Genomic DNA, 22,377 nt, shown 5'->3' with positions numbered 1-22,377 from the left:
CGGGAAAACCGTCCGCAGAGGTTTAGTCCTCTTCAAATTGCGGACCGGCGTAATTGTCAAAGCGGGAGAACATCCCCTGGAAAGTCAGCCTGACCCGGCCGATGGGGCCGTTACGTTGCTTACCTATGATGATCTCTGCCGTGCCTTTATCGGGCGAATCGTCGTTATACACCTCGTCACGATAAATAAACATGATAAGGTCCGCATCCTGCTCGATAGAGCCGGATTCACGCAAGTCAGAGTTTACCGGGCGCTTATCGGCCCTTTGCTCCAATGAGCGGTTCAGCTGCGACAGAGCGATCACCGGGATCTCCAGCTCCTTGGCCAAGGCCTTGAGCGAGCGTGAGATTTCAGCAATTTCCAGGGTCCGGTTATCGGCCAGCGCCGGCACCTGCATCAGCTGCAGATAGTCGACCATGATCATAGACAGACCGCCGTATTCCCGGGCGATACGCCTGGCCCTGCTGCGCACTTCGGTCGGCGTCAGGCCCGAGCTGTCATCGATATACATCTTGCCCTGCTCGAGCATGATCCCCATGGTAGAGGACACCCGCGCCCAATCATCATCATCCAGTTGGCCGGTACGTATCTTGGTCTGATCCACCCGGCCAAGCGACGCCAGCATACGCATCATGATCTGTTCCGAGGGCATCTCTAGACTGAAAATAAGCACCGGCTTGTTTTCATTGAGCGCCGCGTATTCACACAGGTTCATCGCAAAGGTGGTCTTACCCATGGAAGGACGGGCCGCGACAATGATCAGGTCACCGGACTGGAAACCTGCGGTCATCTTATCCAGATCGGAGAAACCGCTGGATACCCCGGTCACACCGTTGTGCGGGTTGTTGTACAGCTGCTCAATCTTGTCGACGGTTTTTTCGAGGATGGTCTTGATCCCCTCCGGGCCCTCGTTGGCGTTGGCGCGCTGCTCGGCTATCTTGAACACCTTGGTTTCGGCCAAGTCCAGCAAGGCGCCTGAGTCCCGCCCCTCTGGGTTGTAACCGGCATCGGCAATCTCATGTGCCACCCGGATCATCTCCCGCACCACGGCACGCTCGCGCACGATTTCGGCGTAGGAAAGAATGTTACCGGCGCTGGGGGTATTCTTGGCGATTTCCCCCAGATAGGTAAAACCACCGGCATCTTCCAGCTCGTCAGTCAGTTCCAGTTGTTCTGAAACCGTAATCAAATCTATGGGTTGACCATTTTCTACCAGCTTTTGCATGGCCCCGAAAATCAGCCTGTGGGAACGGGAGTAAAAGTCTTCTCTGACCACGGCCTCGGACACCTTGTCCCAGGCCTCTGCATCCAGCATCAGTCCCCCGAGCACGGATTGCTCCGCCTCAATGGAATGGGGAGGCAGCTTGAGCGCGTCAACCTGGACGTCTCTTCGCTTGTCTTTGGCCTTAAAGGCACCTTGCTGTTGCATAAATCTCCAACTCTCCAACAATCAGGCAAAATGTGATATAAAACCCGGTTCAATCAGAACAGGAATTTTACACCTACAATAACCTGTTTTTCATATCCAAACGGACACTAACAATAAATAAGGAATGAACATGCGCAATGCATTGGCTGCAGCCTTGGCGCTGACCTCTGGCCTCGCCATAGCCGATGAAGGGCAGTGGCAACCTTACCAAATGCCCTCTATTGCCGACAAGCTCAGTGAGCGCGGCATCGCCATCCCGGCAGAGCAACTGGCCGATCTCGGAAAGTATCCCATGAACGCCGTGGTGGGCCTCGGCTATTGTACCGCCAGTTTCGTCTCACCCCAAGGATTGGTTGTCACCAACCATCACTGTGCCTATCGGGGTATCCAATACAACAGCACCAAAGAACACAACTATCTGGCCGATGGCTTTTTGGCCAAAGAACAACGCCAGGAGCCTTCGGCCGGCCCCAACGAGCGCCTCTATGTCACCGAGGCGGTCACAGATGTCACAGATAAGATAACTGCCAATCTGCCGACCGCGCCACTGGCGCGTTATGAAGCCATCCAGGCCAACAGCAAGGCGCTGGTCAAAGAGTGTGAAGCCGACGACAACTACCGCTGCTCAGTACGTAGTTTCCACAATGGACTTGAATACTACCTGATCAAACAGCTGATTATTCGCGATGTGCGCCTGGTTTATGCGCCACCCGAGAGTGTTGGCGGTTTCGGTGGCGACATAGATAACTATGAATACCCTCGCCACAGCGGCGACTTTACCTTCCTCAGGGCTTATGTCGGCAAGGATGGCAAGCCTGCGGCCTATGCCGAGGATAACGTGCCTTATCAGCCCAAGAGCTTCCTCAAGGTCAATGCCGATGGCGTCAAGGCCGGTGACGGCGTGTTTGTGGCCGGTTACCCGGGTTCAACCAGCCGCTACCGCCTGACCTCAGAGTTGAGATTCGCCAGCGACTGGCTCTACCCGACTCAAGCCGCCCGCTATCAGGCCAGAATCGACACCATTGAGGGTATGGGCGCTTCCGACAAGGATATCGCCATCAAGTATGCCGGTACTCTGGCCGGCATGGCCAACCGGATGAAAAAACTCAACGGCTTGTTGGATGGCTTCCACGCCACAGATATTGCCGCTATCAAGCAGGTCGAGGAAAATGCCTTCCGCGACTGGCTGGCCAAAGATAAAGACGCACAGCCGCTGACGGCACAACTGAGTGAGCTCGAACAACTGCTGGCCGAGCAACAGCACAAGTATCAGCAGAGCTACTATTTTGACAATGCTCAATCCAGTGCCTTGCTCAGCGCCGCCAAGCAGCTTTATCGCCTGGCCAAAGAAAACCAAAAACCGGATGCCGAGCGCGAAGCGGGTTATCAAGAGCGTGACATGAAGATGTTCGCCGCCCGTCTCAAGCGACTTGACTCCAGCTTCGATATCAGCGTCGACAAAACACTATGGCAAATGGATATCGACGCCTACCTGGCGCAGGATAACCGGGTCGCCGTGATGGATCAGTTGCTGACACCCGAGCAAGGTATCAGCCTGGGCGACAAGCTCGAAGGCATGTATGCCCTGACCGAGCTGACCGACCAAGAGAAACGCCTCGACTGGATGCAGGCCAAGCCGGAAGCCTTTGAGAGCAGCAGCGATCCCTTCATTCGCATGGCAGTGGCCCTGTACGACACCAATATGGCGCAGGAAAAAGCCGACAAGGAACTGGCCGGTAAGCTGTCCATCGCCCGCCCCGCCTACATGAAGGCGATCATTGCCTATAACAAGGCCATGGGTAAGCCTGTCTATCCGGATGCCAACGGCACCTTAAGGATCAGCTATGGTATGGTCGATGGCTATCAGTCCCGTGATGCGCTCTACAAGCAACCCTTTACCAAGCTGGAAGGGATAGTCGCCAAGCACACAGGTGTCGAGCCCTACAATGCACCGCAGAAGCTGCTGGATGCCATCAAGCAGGGACGACTGGGCGAGCATAAGGTGCAGCACTTGTATCAGGATCCTCGCAGCTGGTTGTGCCGCCTGTTCTCCTGTCTGGATAACCCGGCCGAGTTCAACTCTGTACCGGTTAACTTCCTCTCCAGCGTGGATACCACAGGAGGCAACTCGGGCTCCCCCGTGTTTAACGGCAAGGGCGAGCTGGTTGGCCTCAACTTTGACTCCACCTATGAAGCCATCACCAAAGATTGGTATTTCAACCCCACCATCACCCGCGCCGTGCACGTAGATATCCGCTACATTCTGTGGATGATGGATGAAGTGGATCATGCCGACAACCTGCTCAAAGAGCTGGAACTGGTGCGCAACTGATAGCCACTAATCTGCAATAACCCAGAAAACACCCGCCCCGGCGGGTGTTTCTGTAGTTATAGGCAATCCAGTCAGCAGCGGTTCTGCCAGAGATAGCCACAGTAACTGTGGGTAAATGACAGTGTGCTTAAGTTTGGCATTAGCAGGCGAAGAAGAAAGGGGAAAAACCGTCGGCCCCGGCCAGCAAACAGGCATAAAAAAACACCGCCCGGAGGCGGTGTTTTTCTAGTAAAAGCCGGGATTAAGCTTCAGCAACAACAGTTACTTTAACTACCGCTTTTACTTCAGTGTGCAGCTGAACTTCAACTTCGAAGTCACCAGTGGTGCGCAGAGCGCCCAGTGGCAGACGCACTTCGGCTTTGGCCAGTTCAACGCCGGCAGCAGTTACTGCGTCAGCGATGTCACGGGTACCGATAGAACCGAACAGCTTGCCTTCGTCACCGGCTTTAGAAGCGATAACAACCGCTTCCAGAGCAGAGATCTGCTCTGCACGAGCAGTGGCAGCGGCCAGGTCGGCAGCCAGCTTGGCTTCCAGCTCAGCACGACGAGCTTCGAAAACTTTTACGTTCTCAGCGTTGGCAACAACAGCTTTGCCTTTTGGCAGCAGGTAGTTACGAGCGTAACCGGCCTTAACTGATACCTGGTCACCCAGGTTGCCCAGGTTTGCGATTTTATCAAGCAGAATAACGTTCATTATCAATTCCTCTAGCTAGAACAGTGCCGATTACTGATGCAGATCAGTGTATGGCAGCAGTGACAGATAACGAGCACGCTTGATAGCGCGAGCCAGTTGACGCTGATACTTGGCAGAAGTACCAGTGATACGGCTTGGAACAATCTTACCGCTTTCTGTGATGTAGTTTTTCAGAGTAGCGATATCTTTGTAATCGATCTCCGTAACACCTTCAGCAGTGAAACGGCAGAACTTACGACGACGGAAATAACGTGCCATTTGACAGTCTCCTAATTTTTCAATTCGACATTTTCGGCGTGTAACACCAGTCGGCTTTGGCCATTGCGACTCTGTTGTAGAGCCAGAAAACCACTGACTTGGATATCCACACCCGCTTTCAGCTTGTCTGCTACGCTCTTGAAGCGTTCACCACTCAATATCACTTGAAGTTGGCAGTAGACGTTTCTGGGCAAATCGGCCTCGAAACGCTGCGACCTGTGTTCCAGTTGAAGTACCGTGTGAGGTATTCCAGCCGGGCTATCAAAGTGTCTGGACCGAATGACGGTACCGGACAACACCAAGTGATTGGTGGTCACAGAAAAACTTACTCAGCGCTTGCTTCAGCGTTTTCTTGGGTTTCTTCAGCAGCTTTTTCGCTAACGGCGCTGCGACGTGAATCGCGCTCGTCTTTAGCTTTGGCCATTGGAGATGCTTCAGTGATGGCAGCTTTAGTGCGCATCACCAGGCTACGCAGAACGGCGTCGTTGAAACGGAAAGCAGTTTCCAGCTCTTCAACAGACTCTGCAGTGGTCTCAACGTTCATCAGAACATAGTGAGCCTTGTGCAGATCCTGGATTGGGTAAGCCAGTTGGCGACGACCCCAGTCTTCCAAACGATGGATTTGACCGCCAGCTTCGGTGATAACACCTGTGTAGCGCTCAATCATACCTGGTACTTGTTCACTCTGATCAGGGTGAACCATAAATACGATTTCGTAATGACGCATTTAGTGCTCCTTACGGTTATCTAGCCTCGTTGTTGGCTCAGTCAGACCAAATTGAGGCAAGGAACGAAAATTAATGTGACTGAATTAGGCGCGAAATAGTACATAAAGGCCGCGGTAAACTCAAGCAATAACTTTGCCTCGGCCCCATGAGCAGGTATTATGTGACGCTAAATTTATGGCAGTCACAGCAAAAGACATAAGAATAATGACAAGATCCTCTGTATTGGCGTTATTGTTTGCGCTACCGACTTCGGCGTGGGCCTTGGTGCCTCCGGATTATCGCGAGCCTCCAAGCGACTTCACCGCTGAGATTGAGGCCGGCTTTCAGCTCAACACAGGTAACACAGATTCAAGCAGTTTCAACGGTCGTACCAAGTTGGTTTACGACACGGAAAACGCCAAACAGGAAGGAACCCTCAAGGCCTATTTCGCCTCTGACTCTGAAAAAACCACAGCCGAAAAATACGATCTGCAGCTGCAGTCCAACTACAAACTCAACGGCGGCTATATCTTTGGCCGTGGTGAATTCATCTGGGACAAGTTCGGTTCCTACACAGAGATCTACACGGTTTCCAGCGGTTATGGTTTCGATGCCATCAGCACCCGCCGTACCAAGTTGAGTCTCGAAGTCGGCCCGGGTTACCGATACAACATGCCAATAGAAACTGATGCGGCGCCGGATCCTGTGGCCGAGAAAGATGTGATCCTACGGACCGCGGCCAAGTTTGAACAGAAGATCCACGAGTACACCAGCTTCACTGCCGACCTGACCGCCGAGGTGGGCGAAAATAACAATACTCTGGCACTGGACATGGGCTATAAAAACACCCTCTTTCAGGACTGGGCCTTCAAGATAGGCTTCAACGTCAAATATACAGAAGTGGTACCGGAAGGCAGTAAGCAGACAGATACCATCACCACCTTCAACCTGCTCTATACCTTTCAGTAACTCCCGCGCTTGAAGAGCTCTTTCAACTAAAGAGCTCCAAGAAAACGCTCCAGGATTAACGCGGCGCGCTTTTCACCGCGCTCAAGCGCCTGCAAGTAGAGATAGATGGCGGTTTCATGCCGCTCCAACAGACGAAAGGCTGCGCCGTACTCAGAGTTGCTCTCGGCATCATCCGCCCACTTGGCATATTTTTGCTGGTAAGGTTCAACCCAGAGAAGCAGCGCCGCAAGCAGTTTATGCCAGGGAAGCTTAAGCCAACTGTCCACTTCTTTGTGCGCCTGCATGCGCACTTGCTCCAACAACGCCTCGTCCAGACTCGCCAGCTCAGGCAGCAGTTTCAGCAAAGCCTTGGCAGTATATTGCTCCACCTTGAACAGTAGAGAAAACACGGCTTGGCTTTCTATTAAGTGGCTTTCAGTTAAGTGGATTTCTGTTAACTGGCTCTCGGTTACCTGAAAATGATAATCCCGACCGAGGCGCTCGAAGAACGCCATGCCATAGATTTCACCCAGATAGCCTTGTTGCAGTTGCATGAGATACGGGCCGGCACTGCTATACAATTCATGGCCCGTATTCTCAAGAGAGGCTGCCATATTCGGCAGTTAGAGGCGCTGACGCACGGCTTCAAACAGACAGATACCGGTCGCCACCGACACGTTCAGACTGGAGACACTGCCCGCCATAGGAATAGAGATCAGGGTGTCGCAACTTTCGCGGCTCAGGCGTCTCAGCCCCTTGCCTTCGGCGCCCATGGCAATGGCCAGAGCCCCCTTGAGGTCGGCCTGATACAGGGTGCTGTCGGCCTCGCCTGCGGTGCCGGCAATCCACACCCCCCTTTCCTGCAAACGCTTCATGGTACGCGCCAGGTTGGTCACCTGAAACAGCGGCACTGTCTCGGCCGCGCCGCAAGCCACCTTGCTGACGGTCGGCGTCAGCCCCACTGAGTTGTCTTTGGGCACTATGACGCCGTGAACCCCGGCCGCATCGGCATTTCGCAGACAGGCCCCCAGATTGTGGGGATCTGTGACACCATCCAGGATCAACAAAAATGGCGAGTCCGTCTTGTCCAGCAAGGCTTCCAGATCGTTTTCGGTCAAGACCTTGGCCGGACGCACCCGGATGATGATCCCCTGATGCTGAGTACTTTCAGCCTTGTCATCCAGTGTCTTGCGGGACGCCTGCTGGGCGCGAATGCCCCACTGAGCCGCCATCTCCAACAAGGGCTTGACCCTGTCATCCTGACGACCACTGAGCAGCCACATTTCCAGCACCCGCTCCGGAGCGTGTTTCAGCAAAGACTCGACCGCGTGAATGCCAAACACCAGTTCCTGTTTTTTCATTTACTTCTTTCTCTTGACTCGTTTGGCTGCCTTGGGCTTTTTCGCCCCGGCGTTGCCGGCAGCCTTGGTTGATTTGCTCTTGGCGGATGCGCCTGTGGACTTAGACTTTGCGCTCCCTTTACCTGCCGGCTTCTGTGCCTTGGCCGAGCGGCGGGCTCCTTCAATATTGACCCTTTCCCGTGCGGTCAGCGGCTTACTCTTGCTGCGGCCTTTACGGCGCTGGCTGCGGCCCTCTTCGTCCACCATCAGCAAGTCTATCTGTCTGTCGTCCAGATTGACCGAGGCGACTTTGACCGTCACAGCATCACCAATCTGGTAGATCTGCCCTGAGTGCTCACCTATCAGGCGCTGGCGCATGGGATCATACTGGAAGTAGTCGCTGCCCAGGGTAGAGATATGCACCAAGCCGTCGATAAACAAATCATTGAGGCGCACAAACAGCCCGAAGCTGGTGACGGAAGCCACCACCGCATCGAAGGTGTCACCCACATGGTCCTGCATAAACTCACACTTGAGCCAGTCGGAGACGTCACGGGTGGCTTCATCGGCGCGACGCTCAGTGTTGGAACACTCTTCGCCAAGCTGATCCAGCTCATCGAGCTGATAGTGATAGCCGCCGTCAGGGGTCCACTTGTCGTTCGCTTCGCCGCGCTCTTTGGCGAGCAGGTAACGGATCACCCTGTGCAACACCAAGTCAGGATAACGGCGAATCGGCGAAGTAAAGTGAGCATACTCCTCCAGCGCCAGACCAAAGTGGCCTTCATTGTCCGGTGTGTAAGTCGCCTGGCGCATAGAGCGCAGCAACATCACCTGAATGAGTTCGGCATCGGCGCGCCCCTGGACTTTTTCCATCAGCGCCTGGTAGTCACTGGGTTCGGGTTCGAGACCGCCACCCATGGAGAGCCCCCGCTCAGCCAGAAACTCCTTGAACTGAGTCAGCTTCTGCTCGGATGGCGCTTCGTGCACCCGATAGAGGACTTCACCCTTGTGCTTTTTGACAAACTTGGCCGCCGCCACGTTGGCGAGGATCATACACTCTTCGATGATCTTGTGCGCCTGGTTACGGGCTCTGGGCACTATCTTGTCTATCTTGCGCTGCTCATTGAAGATGAACTGGGTTTCCAGCGTCTCAAAGGCGATGGCGCCACGGTTGGCTCGCTGGCTATCGAGCGCCAGATACAGCTCCTGCAACACCTTGAGATGCGGCAGTAAAGGCTTATGCTCTTCCAGGCCTTCTTCGCCTTCCAGCATGGCCGCCACCTGGGTATAGGTGAAACGGGCGTGGGAATGCATCACCGCCGGATAGAACTTGTAGCCGGATAACTTACCCGACGCCGACACTGTCATCTCGGCCACCATACAGAGACGGTCAACTCCCGGGTTCAGGGAACACAGGCCGTTGGACAGCTTTTCCGGCAACATGGGGATCACCTGTGACGGGAAGTACACAGAGTTGCCTCGAGCACGGGCTTCTTGATCCAGCGCCGATTGAGTACGCACATAATAGCTGACATCGGCAATGGCCACCCACAGGCGCCAACCGCCGCTGCGCTTGCGCTCGGCATAGACAGCATCGTCAAAGTCGCGAGCATCTTCACCGTCTATGGTGACCAAGGGCAGTTGCCGCAGGTCGACCCGACCTACCTTGTCCTCTTCCTGCACTTCATCGGATATTTTGCGCAGTTTCTTTTCGATGGCGGCAGACCAGGTATGGGGTAGATCATAGTTGCGCAGGGCAATTTCTATCTCCATGCCCGGCGCCATCTCTTTACCCAGCACCTCAACCACCTTACCGGCGGCTTTGACATAGCGCCCCGGCCTGCGGGTGAGTTCCACCACCACGACATCGCCCTGACGGGCGCCGTTGCGATCGGCGTTGTCTATCAATATTTCCTGGGTAATCCGCTTATCATCGGCAATAACAAAGGCCATGCCGCAATCGACATGGAAACGCCCCACCAAGGCGGCGGTTCGCTCGGCGACCAAGCGCACTATGCGAGCTTCGCGGCGCCCCTTGCGATCGACTCCAGCCTTCTGCGCCAACACCTTGTCGCCATGGAAGTATCTGAGCATGTCACCATGGTTGATAAACAGGTCATCACCGCCTTCATCGGGACGGAAGAAGCCATAGCCATCTCTGTGGCCCAGTACAGTACCCTGGATCAAGTCCATCCGCTCCGGCAGGCCATAACACTGGCCACGGGTAAATACCAGCTGACCATCGCGCTCCATGGCACGCAGCCGACGCCGCAGCGCCTCGAGTTGTTCTTCGTCGGAGATGTTGAGGGCCGTGGCGATCCGCTCACGATTCAGGGGAGAGGTCTGCGAGCGCAGATATTCCAATATAAATTCCCGGCTGGGGATGGGGTTGTCGTACTTATCTTGTTCTCGCTCAAAATGAGGATCTTTTATCATTCAATTTCCAATTTTTTCGTTGTCGCATCCAGTGCGACAAGCTAATTAACGGCTTTGCAGATGTTCCTTTTTGGCCTTCTCCACCTGACTGGCGGGCATTTTAGCCGCTAACAGCTGCAATAATCTTTTGGCGTCTTGCTGGGTCTGTTCATCGCTGAACACCTGGTTGTAGAGCCAGTGATACCCCAAGACATAATCCCTTGGGCTGCCATAACCCTTGGCAAACAGCTCGACCAGCATCATTCTGGCCGGTAGGTCACCGTTGGCGGCAGCGGGTAACAGGTACTGCACCGAACGTTCTTTGTCCTGCAGTACAAACTTGCCATCTTTATAATACTCGGCAATGCGCACCATGGCTTCGGCACTGCCCTGCTCGGCGGCATCCCTGAGCAGCGATATTCCTCTGGGCGGATTGGCCTTGACGCAGATGCCGAAATTAAGCATCTCACCCCAGAGGTACTGGTACAACGGCTGCTTGAGCACTTCGGCGCGCGCCTCAATATCCTGCACCAGCTGACAGTCATCGGCTTTGACCCGGGTCAGGTATTGCTTGCTGCGAATAAGCTCCAGCAGTTCTTCCTGGCTGTAGATATCCACGGCCTTGGTTTCTTCGGCCAACACATTGGCACTGGTTACTAACAAGAGTAATAGGGCTATACGCAACATAAGCTGTCCTGATGACAAATAGACTGTCTTTTCATCGGCAGTATAACCCAATTCTTAAGGGCAAACAGTGTAAGCCCCATAAACGAAAAAGGCCGCTTAGGCGGCCTTTTTACTTAACTGAATGGATTCACCAGAATCATGGTCTCATTCCGGTCAGGCCCGGTTGAGATGATATCGACAGGTGTTTCCAGCAGTTCTTCAATCCGCTTGATATAGTTGATTGCTGCCTGCGGCAGTTGCTCCAGAGAAGTGGCACCAAAGGTGTTCTCACTCCAGCCTGGCATGGTTTCATACACAGGAGTAACGTGCTCGTAGCCTTCGGCCGCCAGCGGAGTCACATTGGACACAGTACCGTCTGGGTGCTGATAGCCTACGCAGAGCTTCACTTCTTTCAAGCCGTCCAAAACGTCGAGCTTGGTCAAGCAGAAACCACTGATGCTATTGATCTGAACCGCGCGGCGCATAGCCACTATGTCCAACCAACCCGGACGACGCTTACGACCGGTTGTCGCACCAAATTCCTGGCCCTTGGTACCCAGGTGATCGCCGATTTCACATTCCAGTTCAGTCGGGAATGGGCCGGCACCCACACGGGTGGTATAAGCCTTGATGATGCCGCAAACATAATCCAGATGACGAGGACCGAATCCTGAACCTGTTGCCACACCGCCAGCAGTAGTGTTGGAAGAGGTTACAAATGGATAAGTACCGTGGTCGATATCCAGCAATGTGCCCTGAGCGCCTTCAAACAGTATGTTGTCGCCATTCTTGCGGGCTTGATCCAGCAATTCGGTGACATCCACACACAGACCTTTCAGGTAGTCTGCCAGTGCCAGCGCGTCATCCAGAGTCTTCTGGTAATCAACGGCTTCGCACTTATAGTATTCGGTCAGCATAAAGTTGTGATAGGCCATCACTTCTTTCAGTTTCTCGGCAAACAGTTGTGGATTGAAGAGATCCCCTACGCGCAAGCCGCGACGGGAAATTTTATCTTCATAAGCCGGGCCGATGCCGCGCCCTGTAGTACCGATAGCCTTGTTGCCACGCGCTTTTTCGCGAGCAATATCCAGCGCACAGTGGAAAGGAAGGATCAGAGGACAAGCTTCAGAGATCAGCAGGCGTTCCTCTACCGGAATACCTTTCTCTTTCAGCATGCCGATCTCTTTCATCAGAGCATCGGGCGCCAAAACCACGCCGTTGCCGATAATGCACTTGACGTTATCGCGCAGAATGCCTGAGGGGATCAGATGAAGAACGGTTTTTTCACCATCGATAACCAGAGTATGACCAGCGTTGTGGCCACCTTGGTAACGGACTACGAATTTTGCCTGTTCGGTCAGAAGGTCGACAATCTTACCTTTTCCCTCGTCACCCCATTGAGTGCCGAGAACAACTACATTTTTGCCCATTGTTTGCTGCAAGGTTGCGGTTAAAGCAGGATTCTAACAGATATTGGCATGGAAGGGGCAAGTATTTATGAAAAAATAATCAATATGACAATTCCTGCAACAACCAGGACGCCGCCCAGGCGTTGCATGATAACTGTCGGTTGGGAAGCCACTTCCAACAGGTAACGACGCCAGCGGTTGGGGAATAATAAGGGCCCCACCCCTTCCAGGATCAATACCAAACCCAAGGCCATCAACAGTAGTTGCCAACTCATGTTTCACCCCCATTTAAACCTGCCACAACAACCCTGAGTATACAGGGCTGCCAGGGATAAATCTCAGCCATAAAAAAACCCAGCGTATGCTGGGTTTTTGGTATCTCGAAAGCGATATTAACGCTTGGAGAACTGTGGCTTACGACGTGCTTTACGCAGACCAACTTTCTTACGCTCAACCTTACGAGCATCGCGGGTTACATAACCAGCAGAACGTAAAGTAGGACGCAGAGCTTCGTCCAGCTCCATCAGAGCACGGGTGATACCGTGACGGATAGCGCCGGCTTGGCCAGTGATACCACCACCCTTAACAGTTACATAAATGTCCAGCTTTTCAGTCATTTCAACCAGCTCAAGCGGTTGACGAACAACCATACGAGCGGTTTCACGACCAAAGTAAACATCCAGAGGACGTTGGTTAACAACGATGTTGCCACTACCTGCTTTAGCGAATACGCGAGCAGTTGAAGTTTTGCGACGGCCAGTGCCGTAGTACTGAGTTGCAGCCATTTGCTTAATCCCGTTTAGATATCAAGAACTTGAGGTTGTTGTGCAGCGTGGTTGTGCTCTGCGCCAGCGTAAACTTTCAGCTTACGGAACATGGCACGACCCAGAGGGCCTTTTGGCAACATACCCTTGACTGCTTTCTCGATGATCATTTCTGGCTTGTGAGCTTGCAGCTTCTCGAAGCTGATTTGCTTGATGCCACCTGGGAAGCCTGAGTGCGAGTAGTACGTCTTGCCTGCAGCCTTGTTACCGGTCACAGTTACTTTCTCGGCGTTGATCACGATGATGTAGTCACCGGTATCTACGTGAGGAGTGTACTCAGCCTTGTGCTTGCCACGCAGACGCAGAGCGATTTCAGTGGCGATACGACCCAGGGTCTTACCTTCGGCATCAACAACGTACCAGTCACGAGCTACAGTTTCTGGCTTAGCAGTAAAAGTCTTCATTATTACAAAAACCCAAAGTTAAATTCTGTCACATGCTACCTGCGGATGCAGATAACACAAAAATGCCTTTCTCTGCCCCTTCGAGCAAAGAATCTGGCTTTTAAATCCGCCCAATCGGCGGAGTAACGTGGGCAGGTGGCGGATTATAGACAAAGCTGAACTAAAAATCACCTGCTTTTTGAGATCCCGCCGTAAAAGACGATCTTTTTCAAGTCGTTACCGCTTTAGCACCATCGACGCCTTGGTTACCGTGCTCATTCGGTTGGATTGTCGGCAACAAAACGGGCGCAATAATCCCCTATGGCAGGTGCTCCAGAACCAGGTAATCCCGGGACTGCATCTCAATCAGGCGGGAACGGCAGCGACGAAATTCAAAACTCAGCTGCCCGTCTGTGTAAATCTGCTCGAGCGGTACCTCGGCCGAGATGATAAGTTTCACATGCCGCTCGTAGAACTCATCCACCAGCGCCAGAAACCGGCGGGCGATATCATCCCCTGTCTGCTGGGCGCCCATCTGTTCCAGGCCACTGAGCAACACTGTGTGAAACAGCTGCGCCAATTCCATATAGTCCCGCTGACTGCGCGGCCCATCACACAGCGCGCGGAAGTCGGCCAGCAAAACACCTTGAGCCTGCTTACGGATCACTATGCTGCGCCCATCTATCTCCAGCGGCGTTTCAGAGACTTCAGACTCAGGCGCCAGTTGGGTGAAATAACGTTGCAAATTGCACTCGGCGGTTTCATCCAGCGGGTGATGGTAGATCTCGGCCTGTTCCAGGGTCCGCAGTCTGTAGTCGATTCCAGAATCGACATTCAGCACCTGGCAGTTGGCCTTGATTTCGGCGATGGCTGGTAAAAATCTGGCCCGCTGCAAACCATTCTTGTAAAGGTCGTCCGGCACTATGTTGGAGGTGGCCACCAAGACCACGCCCTCCTTGAATAGGGCCTCGAACAGCGTGCCCAGTAACATGGCATCCGTGATGTCCGAAACAAAGAACTCATCAAAGCAGATCACCCGATATTGCTGCGCCATCTGTTTGGCTATTACCAACAGCGGGTCCCGGGTTCCCTTGAGCTCGTCCAGTTCCCGATGAATTCTGTGCATAAATCGATGGAAATGCGCTCTCAGTTTCTGCTCACCCGGCAGGGCATCGAAAAAGGTGTCCATAAGATAGGTCTTGCCGCGCCCAACACCGCCCCAGAGGTAAAGCCCCTGAACCTTGCTGTTTTTTTCCCGGCTGAACCAATTGCGCCATCCGGACTTTTGCGGCTTTTGCAGCTCATCATAAACACGCTGCAATGCCTTTACCGCTTGCTCCTGCGCCGGGTCATGGCTGAAATCTTCACGGGTGAGATCTTGTTGGTAATGCTGCCAGGGGGTTAACTGCGACACTTGAATTCTTCTCTTTTAACCTTATTTGATGGGTACCTAACCCAACTCACGCAACAGAGTTGGGGCGGCAAATGGTATCATGAGACCCACGCTCGGGGTATATTTTGCCAGGTATCCCTATGGGGTCGAGCAAGAGCATAAGACACAAAGACAAACTTAAGGAGTCGATATGGAATGGCCACTGGTGTTTGCGGCTTTCATTCTAGGGTTGATACTGGGTTATATCGGCAAGACCTTGGTCAGCCGGGGGCTCGGCAAGAGCAGTAAAGGGGCTGCCATAGAGCGCAGCAAGATGGAATTGAGCCAACACAAGCAGGAGGTCAGCGATCATCTGGCCGAACAGAGGGCACTGCTGGGACAACTGACAGAACAGATCAATCGCCTCAATCAGCATTGGAATCAGGGCAGCCAAAGATTGGCCAAAGAGGAGCAACTGGCCCCTTTGCCAGCTATGCTGACCAGTGTGCCTGACACGGAAGAAAGGCCAGAGACTGCGTCCCCTGTCAGCGTGCAATAAAAATTAATCTTTGTTAATGAATGATGAACTTTTTAAACAGGATTAAAGTCGGATTAATTACCGGACGCTCGTAAGAGCCTTTATGATTCAGCCACCTCGGTGGCAAACAGTACATGGTTATTTGATCCCGTATTAGGAGCAATGCATAGATGAAGACCAAGTTATCTCTTGTTTCCGCCGCCCTCCTCGGGGCCACCCTGACACTGGCCCCTGTAGTCTCCCAGGCCGCGCTGCCACAAGCCGTAGACGGCCAAGCCATGCCGAGTCTGGCCCCCATGTTGGAGCAAACCACACCGGCGGTTGTCTCTGTGGCTGTTTCCGGCACTCAGGTTTCCCGCCAACGGGTACCGGATATATTCCGCTACTTCTTTGGCCCCAACGCCCCGCAGGAGCAAGTACAGGAGCGACCGTTTCGCGGTTTGGGATCCGGTGTCATCATAGATGCCGACAAGGGCTATATAGTCACCAACAACCATGTAATCGATGGCGCCGATGATATTCAGGTGGGTCTGCACGACGGCCGCGAAATCAAGGCCAAGTTAATAGGCAAAGATAAAGATGCCGATATTGCCCTGTTGCAGATTGAGGCCGACAACCTCACGGCAGTCAAATCTGCCGACTCGGATGACTTGAGGGTTGGCGACTTTGCCGTGGCCATAGGTAACCCCTTCGGTCTTGGGCAAACCGTGACTTCAGGTATTGTCAGCGCTCTGGGGCGTACAGGCCTTGGCATAGAGATGCTGGAAAACTTCATTCAAACCGATGCCGCCATTAACAGCGGTAACTCAGGCGGCGCCTTGGTTAACCTGCGCGGCGAGCTTATCGGTATCAATACCGCCATTGTGGCTCCCGGCGGCGGTAACGTAGGTATCGGCTTCGCGATACCGGCCAACATGGTTCATAGCCTGGTGGATCAGATTATCGAACACGGCGAAGTCCGCCGCGGCGTTCTGGGGGTCATGGGTCGGGATCTGGACAATGAACTGGCTCAAGGCTTCGGTCTCAAGACCCAACACGGTGGCTTTGTCAGCGAAGTAATGGAAGGCAGCGCCGCCGATAAGGCGGGCATCAAGGCAGGCGATATTATCGTCAGCATTAATGGCCGCAAGATCAAGAGCTTCCAGGAATTGAGAGCCAAGATTGGCACCATGGGTGCCGGCACCAAGGTAGAGCTTGGCCTGATACGTGATGGTGATGACAAGACAGTCAAAGTCACTCTGGGTGAGGCCAGCCAAGTGAAAGAAACTGCGGCCGGCGCCGTTCATCCTATGTTGGCCGGTGCCACTCTTGAGAACAGCAAGAAAGGTATCGAGATCACCGATATCGCCCAGAATTCTCCAGCGGCCATGAGTGGCTTGCAAAAAGGTGACTTGATTGTTGGGGTCAACCGTACCAAGACCGCCACTCTCAAAGCACTGAAAGAAGAACTCAAAGAGCAACAAGGCGCAGTGGCACTGAAGATAGTCAGGGGCAACAGCAGCCTGTATCTGATCCTCAGAGGTTGACAGTCATCCGGAAAAAGCGGGGATAACCCCGCTTTTTCTATTTCCGGTGCCCAATTCAGGGCAAAATTGACTTCCTGAGCCTTGACTATTGTTCGCAAGAACAAGAAACATGCTAATCTAACGAGCCTTTTTTAATATTCAGCAATATCATCACAATGAAAGAAACCCTGATCTATATCTGCAAAGCTGTGGTCTTTGGCCTGGTAATGGCGGCAGTCTTTCTGCTGGCCAACCGTTTTATGGGCGAAGGCAATCTTGGTGGCAACCTGTTGCAGTTCAGGGGAAACAGTGGTGCAGAGCTGTCCTTTGCCAAGGCGGTACGCCGCGCCGCGCCGGCGGTAGTGAATATCTATAGCCTGAGTATCAACCAGAGCCGGCCTCTGAATGGCGGCTCTCTGCAGGGCCTGGGCTCAGGCGTCATCATGAGCAAGGAAGGCTACATTCTCACTAACTATCATGTGGTCAAGAAGGCCGATGAAATTGTGGTGGCATTGCAGGATGGCAGAAAATTCGGTGCAGAGGTAGTCGGTCAGGATCCTGAAACCGACCTGGCCGTGCTGGAGATCCAGGGGGATAACCTGCCAGTCGTACCGGTTAACCTCGACAGCCCACCTCAAGTGGGCGATGTGGTGCTTGCCATAGGTAACCCCTATAACCTGGGGCAAACCATTACCCAGGGGATCATCAGTGCCACAGGTCGTAACGGCCTGAGCACAGGCTACCTGGACTTTCTGCAAACCGATGCCGCCATCAATGCCGGTAACTCGGGTGGTGCCCTGATAGACACCCATGGCGGCCTGATAGGCATCAACACTGCCGCCTTCCAGATAGGCGGTGAAGGGGGTGGCCATGGCATCAACTTCGCCATTCCCATCAAGCTAGCCTACGCTGTCATGGGCAAACTGATCAAGGACGGCCGGGTTATTCGCGGGGCTCTGGGGATCTCGGGTGAAGACGTCAGCCCGGTTGTGGCGCAAATACTTAACTTGCCGGATCTTCGCGGCGTAGTGGTAACCGGCATAGAACCCAATGGCCCGGCAGCACTGGCCGGTCTGAGGCCCAGAGATGTGATCACTCAGTATCAGGGTGAAGAGGTTACCCGCATCTATATGCTGATGGACAGGATTGCCGAGACCCCTCCCGGTACCAAGGTCACACTGCAGGTGATCCGCGCCGGTAAACAGATAGAGCTCCCGGTCGTTATTGGCGAGAAGCCGGTCGACTACAACTGAAAATAAATCTGCCGACAAAACTGGCAGAGACAAAAACACCGGGCCAAGAACCCGGTGTTTTTATTGGTAACAGGACTTAGTCCTGCTCTTCGTCGTCTTCATCTTCCAGCTCGTCACCTATGTAATAGGTGCCCCAGCCGTCATAGTCGACCTTATGCTTGACCGCCAGCTGCAGCAACTGCTCACAGGCCTTATCCAGAAGTTCGGCTTCCAGTTGGTGGTAGGCAATGGCGTCAAAACAGAAAATCAAACTACCATCATCCAGTTCCACCTCTTCGGCATCGTTAACCTCAAAGCCCAATTTAAAGGCATCGACTGCGGCCTTTTCCAGGCGATCAAAGTTAGTGGACGAAAAATGGTGCTCTATGGTGTATTCAGCATCGGCCTCAGAACCGTCATCCAGCAAGGACTGAATAATGTCACGGTTTTCCTGCTTCTGTGCCTGCAACAGACGTTCAATGGACATGCTTGTCTCCGAATAAATAGGTCAGAGGGTATTATACGATATCCGCGGGCACAGTTTTACCCATAAGTGCTGCCGCCTCGGCATTGAGTTGTTTCAGTTTGCTGGCCATGGTGGCATGGACCTTATCGGACAACTCTTTAACATTGGCCTTGCTTAGGCCTTTGGTCGCCACCGGCTCCATCATCTCAATGATCACCACGCCATTGTTCCAGCGGTTGAGCTTGATATGGCACTGATTGGAAGCCAGTACCGGTACCATAGGCACTCCGGCGGCTATGGCGGTATGAAATGCCCCAGCCTTGAAGGGCAACAGACCGCGACCGCGACTGCGGGTGCCTTCAGGAAATATCCATACAGAGAGGCATTTCTCTTTGATCTTACGCGCCGTCTCGGCCATGGTTTCAAAGGCGCGGGTACGGTTTTTACGGTCGATGAGAATATTACCCGAAAGCCAATAAAGCTGACCAAACAGCGGCATCCACAACAGGCTCTTCTTTCCCAGGCTGACAGTGCCTTTGGGAACCGCTGCTGTGTGGGTAAACATATCGAAATTATTTTGATGGTTCGCCAGAAAGATACAGGGCTCACCCGGGTTGGTTTTGCCTGCACGCACTATGACTTTAACACCCAGTATAGGCGCTACCGCCGAAAACAGTCGGGCAAACAGGTGTACATTGTCTCTGTGTCTTGGACGCAAGATGCAAAAAATGCCACCAAAAACAAAGGCCAGCAATAAGAGTACCGCCAGCAGCAGAGAACGGACTATCAACAGCATAAATTTACTCCACTTATGCAACGGCGGACAGTATAGCTACAGGCCTGCTGTGGCTCAATCTTTTGTTTACATCTGTGCGCTGATTTTTAACAGCATAAAAAAATGCGGCCACTGGGGCCGCATTCAATCTCGCCAGTCTCAGCGGCGGCCGCTGAAGCCAAGCAGCACACGGAACAGCAGAGCGCTCAGTGCCAGAGTTGCCACTATCGCGGCCCCACTAGGCAGGTCATAACTCGCCGAGGCCCACAGACCGGCGACATAACCCAATACCCCGACCAGATAGGCCCAGCCAAGTGCGAAACGGCCGCTGTATTTATTCAGCGCCAGTGCCGGCAGAATCAAGGTGCTAAACACCAGATAGACACCCACCAGCTCCACCGACAGGGTTATCACCAGGGCAAACAGGGGATAAAACACGGCGCCATTGAGCAAAGACGGGCGCCACAGCAATAGCCCCAACACCAGAGCATAAACCAGTGCCGGCAAGATCAGTTGTGGCCAGTTGACCCAAAGGATCTGCCCCGACATCAGTTGCTTGAGCAGCTCGGCACCATGGGGGTCGTTGGAGAGCAGCAACATGGCAGCCACAGCAGCCAACACGTAGAAGCAGCCGATCATGGCCTCCAGCTCAGAGGCCATCTTACGTGACAACCAGGCTATGACTCCGGCCCCGGCCAGGGCAAACAATGCCGGCATCCATACATGAGAATAAGGAATATCCTCCAGATCATGGTTAAGATGCGCCACTATCGCCCCCAGAGCCGCCACTTGGGCAATCGCCAGATCGATAAAGATGATCCCGCGCTTCAACACCTGACGCCCCAATACCACATGGGTTGAGAGCACCAGCAGGCCGGCCGCAAAGGCCGGCAAGAGTATGCTGAACAGTCCGCTGTCCATAATCAATTCACGCTCTTGAGCAGCGAGATGGCGCTGTCATACAGGCTGAAAAGATCCTGACTCTGGGCGTTACCACCGACCGACATGGGCAATACCAATACAGGCAACTTGGCTCTTTCACCCAACCAGTTGGCGCCACGTTCATCCTGATAGGATGCCACTACCACGGCACTGACATCCCCTTGCCCTGCCCGCTCAAGCAGCGAAGCCAAGTGTGAACTGCTGGGGGGCAACCCGGGCTTGGGCTCGAGATCCGCGACCTGAGAAACTCCCAACCAGTTGAACAGATAGCGGAAACTGGTGTGATAGGCGATAACCTTCTTGCCCTTGAGTGATGCCGCTTCGGCTTCCCACTTGGGAATAGCCTGCTGCCAACGCTCGCTGAATGCCTTGAGCGCAGCCTCGTAATCGGCTTTTCCTTGAGGGTCCAGGGCCACCAGCTTGGCGCTCAGCGCCTTGGCGATATCCAGCATCCGATACGGGTCAAAGTGCAGATGCGGATTCCCCTTGGCGTGCACATCCCCCATGCTGCGGTCGACCGAATCCAGCTTATCCAGGGTCTCAACCTGATCGGCTGCAAAAAACAGCCCCTGATCCGTAGAGCGCACCTTGGCGTTGGAAGATTTCATCTGCAGCATAGGCAACCAACCGATTTCCAGATCCGCACCGGCGCAGACCGCCAGATCAGCCTGGCGCATCTTGGCGATTAAACTGGGCCGAGCCTGCACCTGGTGAGGATCCTGCAAGGCGGTTGTGGCCGAATAGATGTCCGCATCCGGCGCCAAGCTCTTGGCCAACGCGGCATATTCAGGTTCACAGGCAAAAATATTCAGGCTGGCCTGAGCCTGCCAACTGGCCACCAGAGTCAAAGCGGCCGTGGCCAGGCCGACAAATTTAGAATTGATGCGCACCGTGGGCCCCCAGAGTCATAACGTATTGCAGAGTGATAACATTGTCGTCTTCGATACCGTCGAAATTAGTGCCACGCTGATTGGTGTACTGCAGTCTTACGGTAGAGAAGTGGCTGTGATGCCAAGCCAGGCTAACTTCGGTTTCTTTCAGCTTCTGACCGTGGAAATGATCGTCGTGGGCCTGCTGGGTATCCAGCTCGCCGTAGCGGATCCCGGTAGACCAGCTGGGGCTCCATTGGTAGACACCGCTCAGATACCAGCCCTGATGGTAATCTTTCGGCTCTGCATGGGCGTGTTCATCCTCGTGATGCTCATGCTCGGCCTCGGCAACGAAATCTGCCACCCGGAAATATTCACCACTCACAGTCAGATGCTGATACTTGTAGTTGCCGTTGGGTGCCCACTTATAAACAAAGTCGGCAATATAGGTGTTTTCACCCGTATAAGAGGCACCATGGCTGTGACCTTCATGGTCGTGGCCGTGATCATGCTCCTCTTCCTCACCTGCGTGCTCTTCAAAAGGGGTCATGCGGCCATTTTCATTGCGCAGATAGGACAGCCCCAACTGCCAGGAGCTGTCTGTCCCTATATCGCCACCTATCTTGGTGTAAGCGGTATAAACACCCACATCCTTGAACTCGCGCTCGCCGTGTTCATCCTCGGCACGCATCTTGTCGCCCTTGAAAACTTCCAGACCCATTACCCAGTAAAGGTCTGTCGGCGCCACATAGTTCAAGCGGATACCATCATCGAAGTAGTGATTGCCCAGGAAGGCACGGTAAGCCGCCGGTCTGTCGGTAAAGGCGTCTGTGTGGGGATGTTGGTTATTGAGATAGCCCACATCAGACAGGAAACGTCCGGCGCGCACCGCAAACCCTGCCGGCATCGCCAAGGTCTGAATAAAAGCCTCTTCCAGATTCACTTCGGTATCACCATCATGATTTTCTATGGTGGTGGTGAGTTTGCCGTAAAACATATCGTCAATATTGGCGCTGAGCGCCAGTTCGGTTTCCCCCAGACCAAAACCTTCCTGACGCTCGGCCATGGGACGATCCGCCGTTTGATAATAGCCATCCAAAACCGCACTGATCGCCGGATTGGTCAGCGTAGGGTCCTGGGCCATTGCACAGGTGGAAAACAAGCCACAGGCCAAGGCCAGAGGCGAAATACGAGTTGAAAAAACAGTCATTTTAGCTCCTGAAATACAGCAGTCATCGCACCGCAATTCCATGCGGTCGATAGCAAAATTTAA

At 53.7% G+C, this 22,377-nt stretch carries 24 protein-coding genes; 5 read left to right on the top strand and 19 right to left on the bottom strand.

The window, feature by feature from the left end; genetic code table 11:
* Positions 1 to 22: 22 nt before the first annotated feature.
* Positions 23 to 1,429, bottom strand: coding sequence for a replicative DNA helicase (dnaB, locus tag HCX89_RS13705; protein ID WP_025009346.1), 1,407 nt, complete (start codon positions 1,427 to 1,429; stop codon positions 23 to 25).
* Between the two features lie 130 nt (positions 1,430 to 1,559).
* Between dnaB and HCX89_RS13700 the strand changes: the two genes are divergently transcribed.
* Positions 1,560 to 3,761, top strand: a complete 2,202-nt coding sequence (locus HCX89_RS13700) for a S46 family peptidase (RefSeq protein WP_044733635.1) — start codon at positions 1,560 to 1,562, stop codon at positions 3,759 to 3,761.
* Between the two features lie 241 nt (positions 3,762 to 4,002).
* Here the strand turns inward: HCX89_RS13700 and rplI are convergent, their stop codons facing one another.
* From rplI to rpsF, 4 genes are read right to left on the bottom strand one after another with little or no spacing between them, the layout of a single operon-like run.
* Positions 4,003 to 4,455, bottom strand: coding sequence for a 50S ribosomal protein L9 (gene rplI, locus HCX89_RS13695; RefSeq protein ID WP_025009345.1), 453 nt, complete (start codon positions 4,453 to 4,455; stop codon positions 4,003 to 4,005).
* A 30-nt stretch (positions 4,456 to 4,485) separates the two neighbouring features.
* The gene (gene rpsR / locus HCX89_RS13690) at positions 4,486 to 4,713 is read right to left on the bottom strand and encodes a 30S ribosomal protein S18 (protein WP_025009344.1); all 228 of its coding nucleotides are present in this window, start codon (positions 4,711 to 4,713) and stop codon (positions 4,486 to 4,488) included.
* 11 nt (positions 4,714 to 4,724) lie between these two features.
* Positions 4,725 to 5,030 carry a primosomal replication protein N gene (priB, locus tag HCX89_RS13685; RefSeq protein ID WP_028779665.1) on the bottom strand — a complete coding sequence of 102 codons (306 nt, stop codon included), beginning with the start codon at positions 5,028 to 5,030 and terminating at the stop codon, positions 4,725 to 4,727.
* 8 nt (positions 5,031 to 5,038) lie between these two features.
* Positions 5,039 to 5,440, bottom strand: a complete 402-nt coding sequence (rpsF, locus tag HCX89_RS13680) for a 30S ribosomal protein S6 (RefSeq protein WP_025009342.1) — start codon at positions 5,438 to 5,440, stop codon at positions 5,039 to 5,041.
* A gap of 205 nt (positions 5,441 to 5,645) precedes the next feature.
* Here rpsF and HCX89_RS13675 point away from each other — a divergent pair, with 205 nt between their 5' ends.
* A complete protein-coding gene (locus HCX89_RS13675; RefSeq protein ID WP_025886868.1) occupies positions 5,646 to 6,389 on the top strand; it encodes a YdiY family protein in 744 nt (247 codons plus the stop codon).
* A 26-nt stretch (positions 6,390 to 6,415) separates the two neighbouring features.
* On the opposite strand, the gene HCX89_RS13670 is transcribed toward HCX89_RS13675, so the two are convergent.
* The 9 genes from HCX89_RS13670 to zapE all read right to left on the bottom strand — a co-directional run bounded on the left by HCX89_RS13670 (position 6,416) and on the right by zapE (position 14,819).
* Entirely contained in the window at positions 6,416 to 6,922 is a 507-nt protein-coding gene (locus HCX89_RS13670; RefSeq protein ID WP_167716383.1) for a hypothetical protein, read from the bottom strand.
* A 69-nt stretch (positions 6,923 to 6,991) separates the two neighbouring features.
* Positions 6,992 to 7,729 (bottom strand): 23S rRNA (guanosine(2251)-2'-O)-methyltransferase RlmB, encoded by a 738-nt coding sequence (gene rlmB / locus HCX89_RS13665; protein ID WP_025886866.1) that lies wholly within the window; start codon positions 7,727 to 7,729, stop codon positions 6,992 to 6,994.
* Complete coding sequence (rnr, locus tag HCX89_RS13660) at positions 7,730 to 10,144, bottom strand: ribonuclease R (RefSeq protein WP_167716381.1); 2,415 nt, start codon at positions 10,142 to 10,144, stop codon at positions 7,730 to 7,732.
* A 45-nt stretch (positions 10,145 to 10,189) separates the two neighbouring features.
* On the bottom strand, positions 10,190 to 10,810 hold the full coding sequence (locus HCX89_RS13655; protein WP_025009338.1) for a tetratricopeptide repeat protein: 621 nt from the start codon (positions 10,808 to 10,810) through the stop codon (positions 10,190 to 10,192).
* A 113-nt stretch (positions 10,811 to 10,923) separates the two neighbouring features.
* Entirely contained in the window at positions 10,924 to 12,219 is a 1,296-nt protein-coding gene (locus HCX89_RS13650) for an adenylosuccinate synthase (RefSeq protein WP_025886864.1), read from the bottom strand.
* A 65-nt stretch (positions 12,220 to 12,284) separates the two neighbouring features.
* On the bottom strand, positions 12,285 to 12,473 hold the full coding sequence (locus HCX89_RS13645) for a DUF2065 domain-containing protein (protein ID WP_028779661.1): 189 nt from the start codon (positions 12,471 to 12,473) through the stop codon (positions 12,285 to 12,287).
* A gap of 117 nt (positions 12,474 to 12,590) precedes the next feature.
* Positions 12,591 to 12,983: a 30S ribosomal protein S9 gene (gene rpsI, locus HCX89_RS13640; RefSeq protein WP_025009335.1), complete on the bottom strand. Its 393-nt coding sequence runs from the start codon at positions 12,981 to 12,983 to the stop codon at positions 12,591 to 12,593.
* A 14-nt stretch (positions 12,984 to 12,997) separates the two neighbouring features.
* Positions 12,998 to 13,426: a 50S ribosomal protein L13 gene (gene rplM / locus HCX89_RS13635; RefSeq protein WP_025009334.1), complete on the bottom strand. Its 429-nt coding sequence runs from the start codon at positions 13,424 to 13,426 to the stop codon at positions 12,998 to 13,000.
* 298 nt (positions 13,427 to 13,724) lie between these two features.
* Positions 13,725 to 14,819: a cell division protein ZapE gene (gene zapE / locus HCX89_RS13630; protein ID WP_107110174.1), complete on the bottom strand. Its 1,095-nt coding sequence runs from the start codon at positions 14,817 to 14,819 to the stop codon at positions 13,725 to 13,727.
* Between the two features lie 169 nt (positions 14,820 to 14,988).
* Between zapE and HCX89_RS13625 the strand changes: the two genes are divergently transcribed.
* The 3 genes from HCX89_RS13625 to degS all read left to right on the top strand — a co-directional run bounded on the left by HCX89_RS13625 (position 14,989) and on the right by degS (position 18,073).
* On the top strand, positions 14,989 to 15,336 hold the full coding sequence (locus tag HCX89_RS13625; protein WP_045283169.1) for a DUF1043 family protein: 348 nt from the start codon (positions 14,989 to 14,991) through the stop codon (positions 15,334 to 15,336).
* A gap of 149 nt (positions 15,337 to 15,485) precedes the next feature.
* A complete protein-coding gene (gene degQ, locus HCX89_RS13620) occupies positions 15,486 to 16,841 on the top strand; it encodes a Do family serine endopeptidase DegQ (protein WP_144160398.1) in 1,356 nt (451 codons plus the stop codon).
* Between the two features lie 149 nt (positions 16,842 to 16,990).
* Complete coding sequence (gene degS, locus HCX89_RS13615; RefSeq protein WP_167716443.1) at positions 16,991 to 18,073, top strand: outer membrane-stress sensor serine endopeptidase DegS; 1,083 nt, start codon at positions 16,991 to 16,993, stop codon at positions 18,071 to 18,073.
* Positions 18,074 to 18,149: 76 nt separating this feature from the next.
* Here the strand turns inward: degS and rraB are convergent, their stop codons facing one another.
* The 5 genes from rraB to HCX89_RS13590 form a co-directional block, all read right to left on the bottom strand.
* On the bottom strand, positions 18,150 to 18,539 hold the full coding sequence (gene rraB, locus HCX89_RS13610; protein ID WP_025009331.1) for a ribonuclease E inhibitor RraB: 390 nt from the start codon (positions 18,537 to 18,539) through the stop codon (positions 18,150 to 18,152).
* Between the two features lie 31 nt (positions 18,540 to 18,570).
* Positions 18,571 to 19,314: a 1-acylglycerol-3-phosphate O-acyltransferase gene (locus tag HCX89_RS13605; RefSeq protein ID WP_025009330.1), complete on the bottom strand. Its 744-nt coding sequence runs from the start codon at positions 19,312 to 19,314 to the stop codon at positions 18,571 to 18,573.
* A 138-nt stretch (positions 19,315 to 19,452) separates the two neighbouring features.
* Entirely contained in the window at positions 19,453 to 20,214 is a 762-nt protein-coding gene (locus HCX89_RS13600) for a metal ABC transporter permease (RefSeq protein WP_093982046.1), read from the bottom strand.
* Positions 20,215 to 20,216: 2 nt separating this feature from the next.
* Entirely contained in the window at positions 20,217 to 21,125 is a 909-nt protein-coding gene (locus HCX89_RS13595) for a metal ABC transporter solute-binding protein, Zn/Mn family (RefSeq protein WP_025009328.1), read from the bottom strand.
* Positions 21,109 to 22,314 (bottom strand): hypothetical protein, encoded by a 1,206-nt coding sequence (locus tag HCX89_RS13590; RefSeq protein WP_167716379.1) that lies wholly within the window; start codon positions 22,312 to 22,314, stop codon positions 21,109 to 21,111. The genes HCX89_RS13595 and HCX89_RS13590 overlap by 17 nt, the downstream gene beginning before the upstream one ends.
* Positions 22,315 to 22,377 lie beyond the last annotated feature (63 nt).

This window comes from Shewanella sp. Iso12 (assembly GCF_012030025.1).
Lineage (GTDB): Bacteria > Pseudomonadota > Gammaproteobacteria > Enterobacterales > Shewanellaceae > Shewanella > Shewanella algae.
Note: the sequence above shows the minus strand (reverse complement) of the source record. Positions and strands in the feature narration are given on the sequence as shown.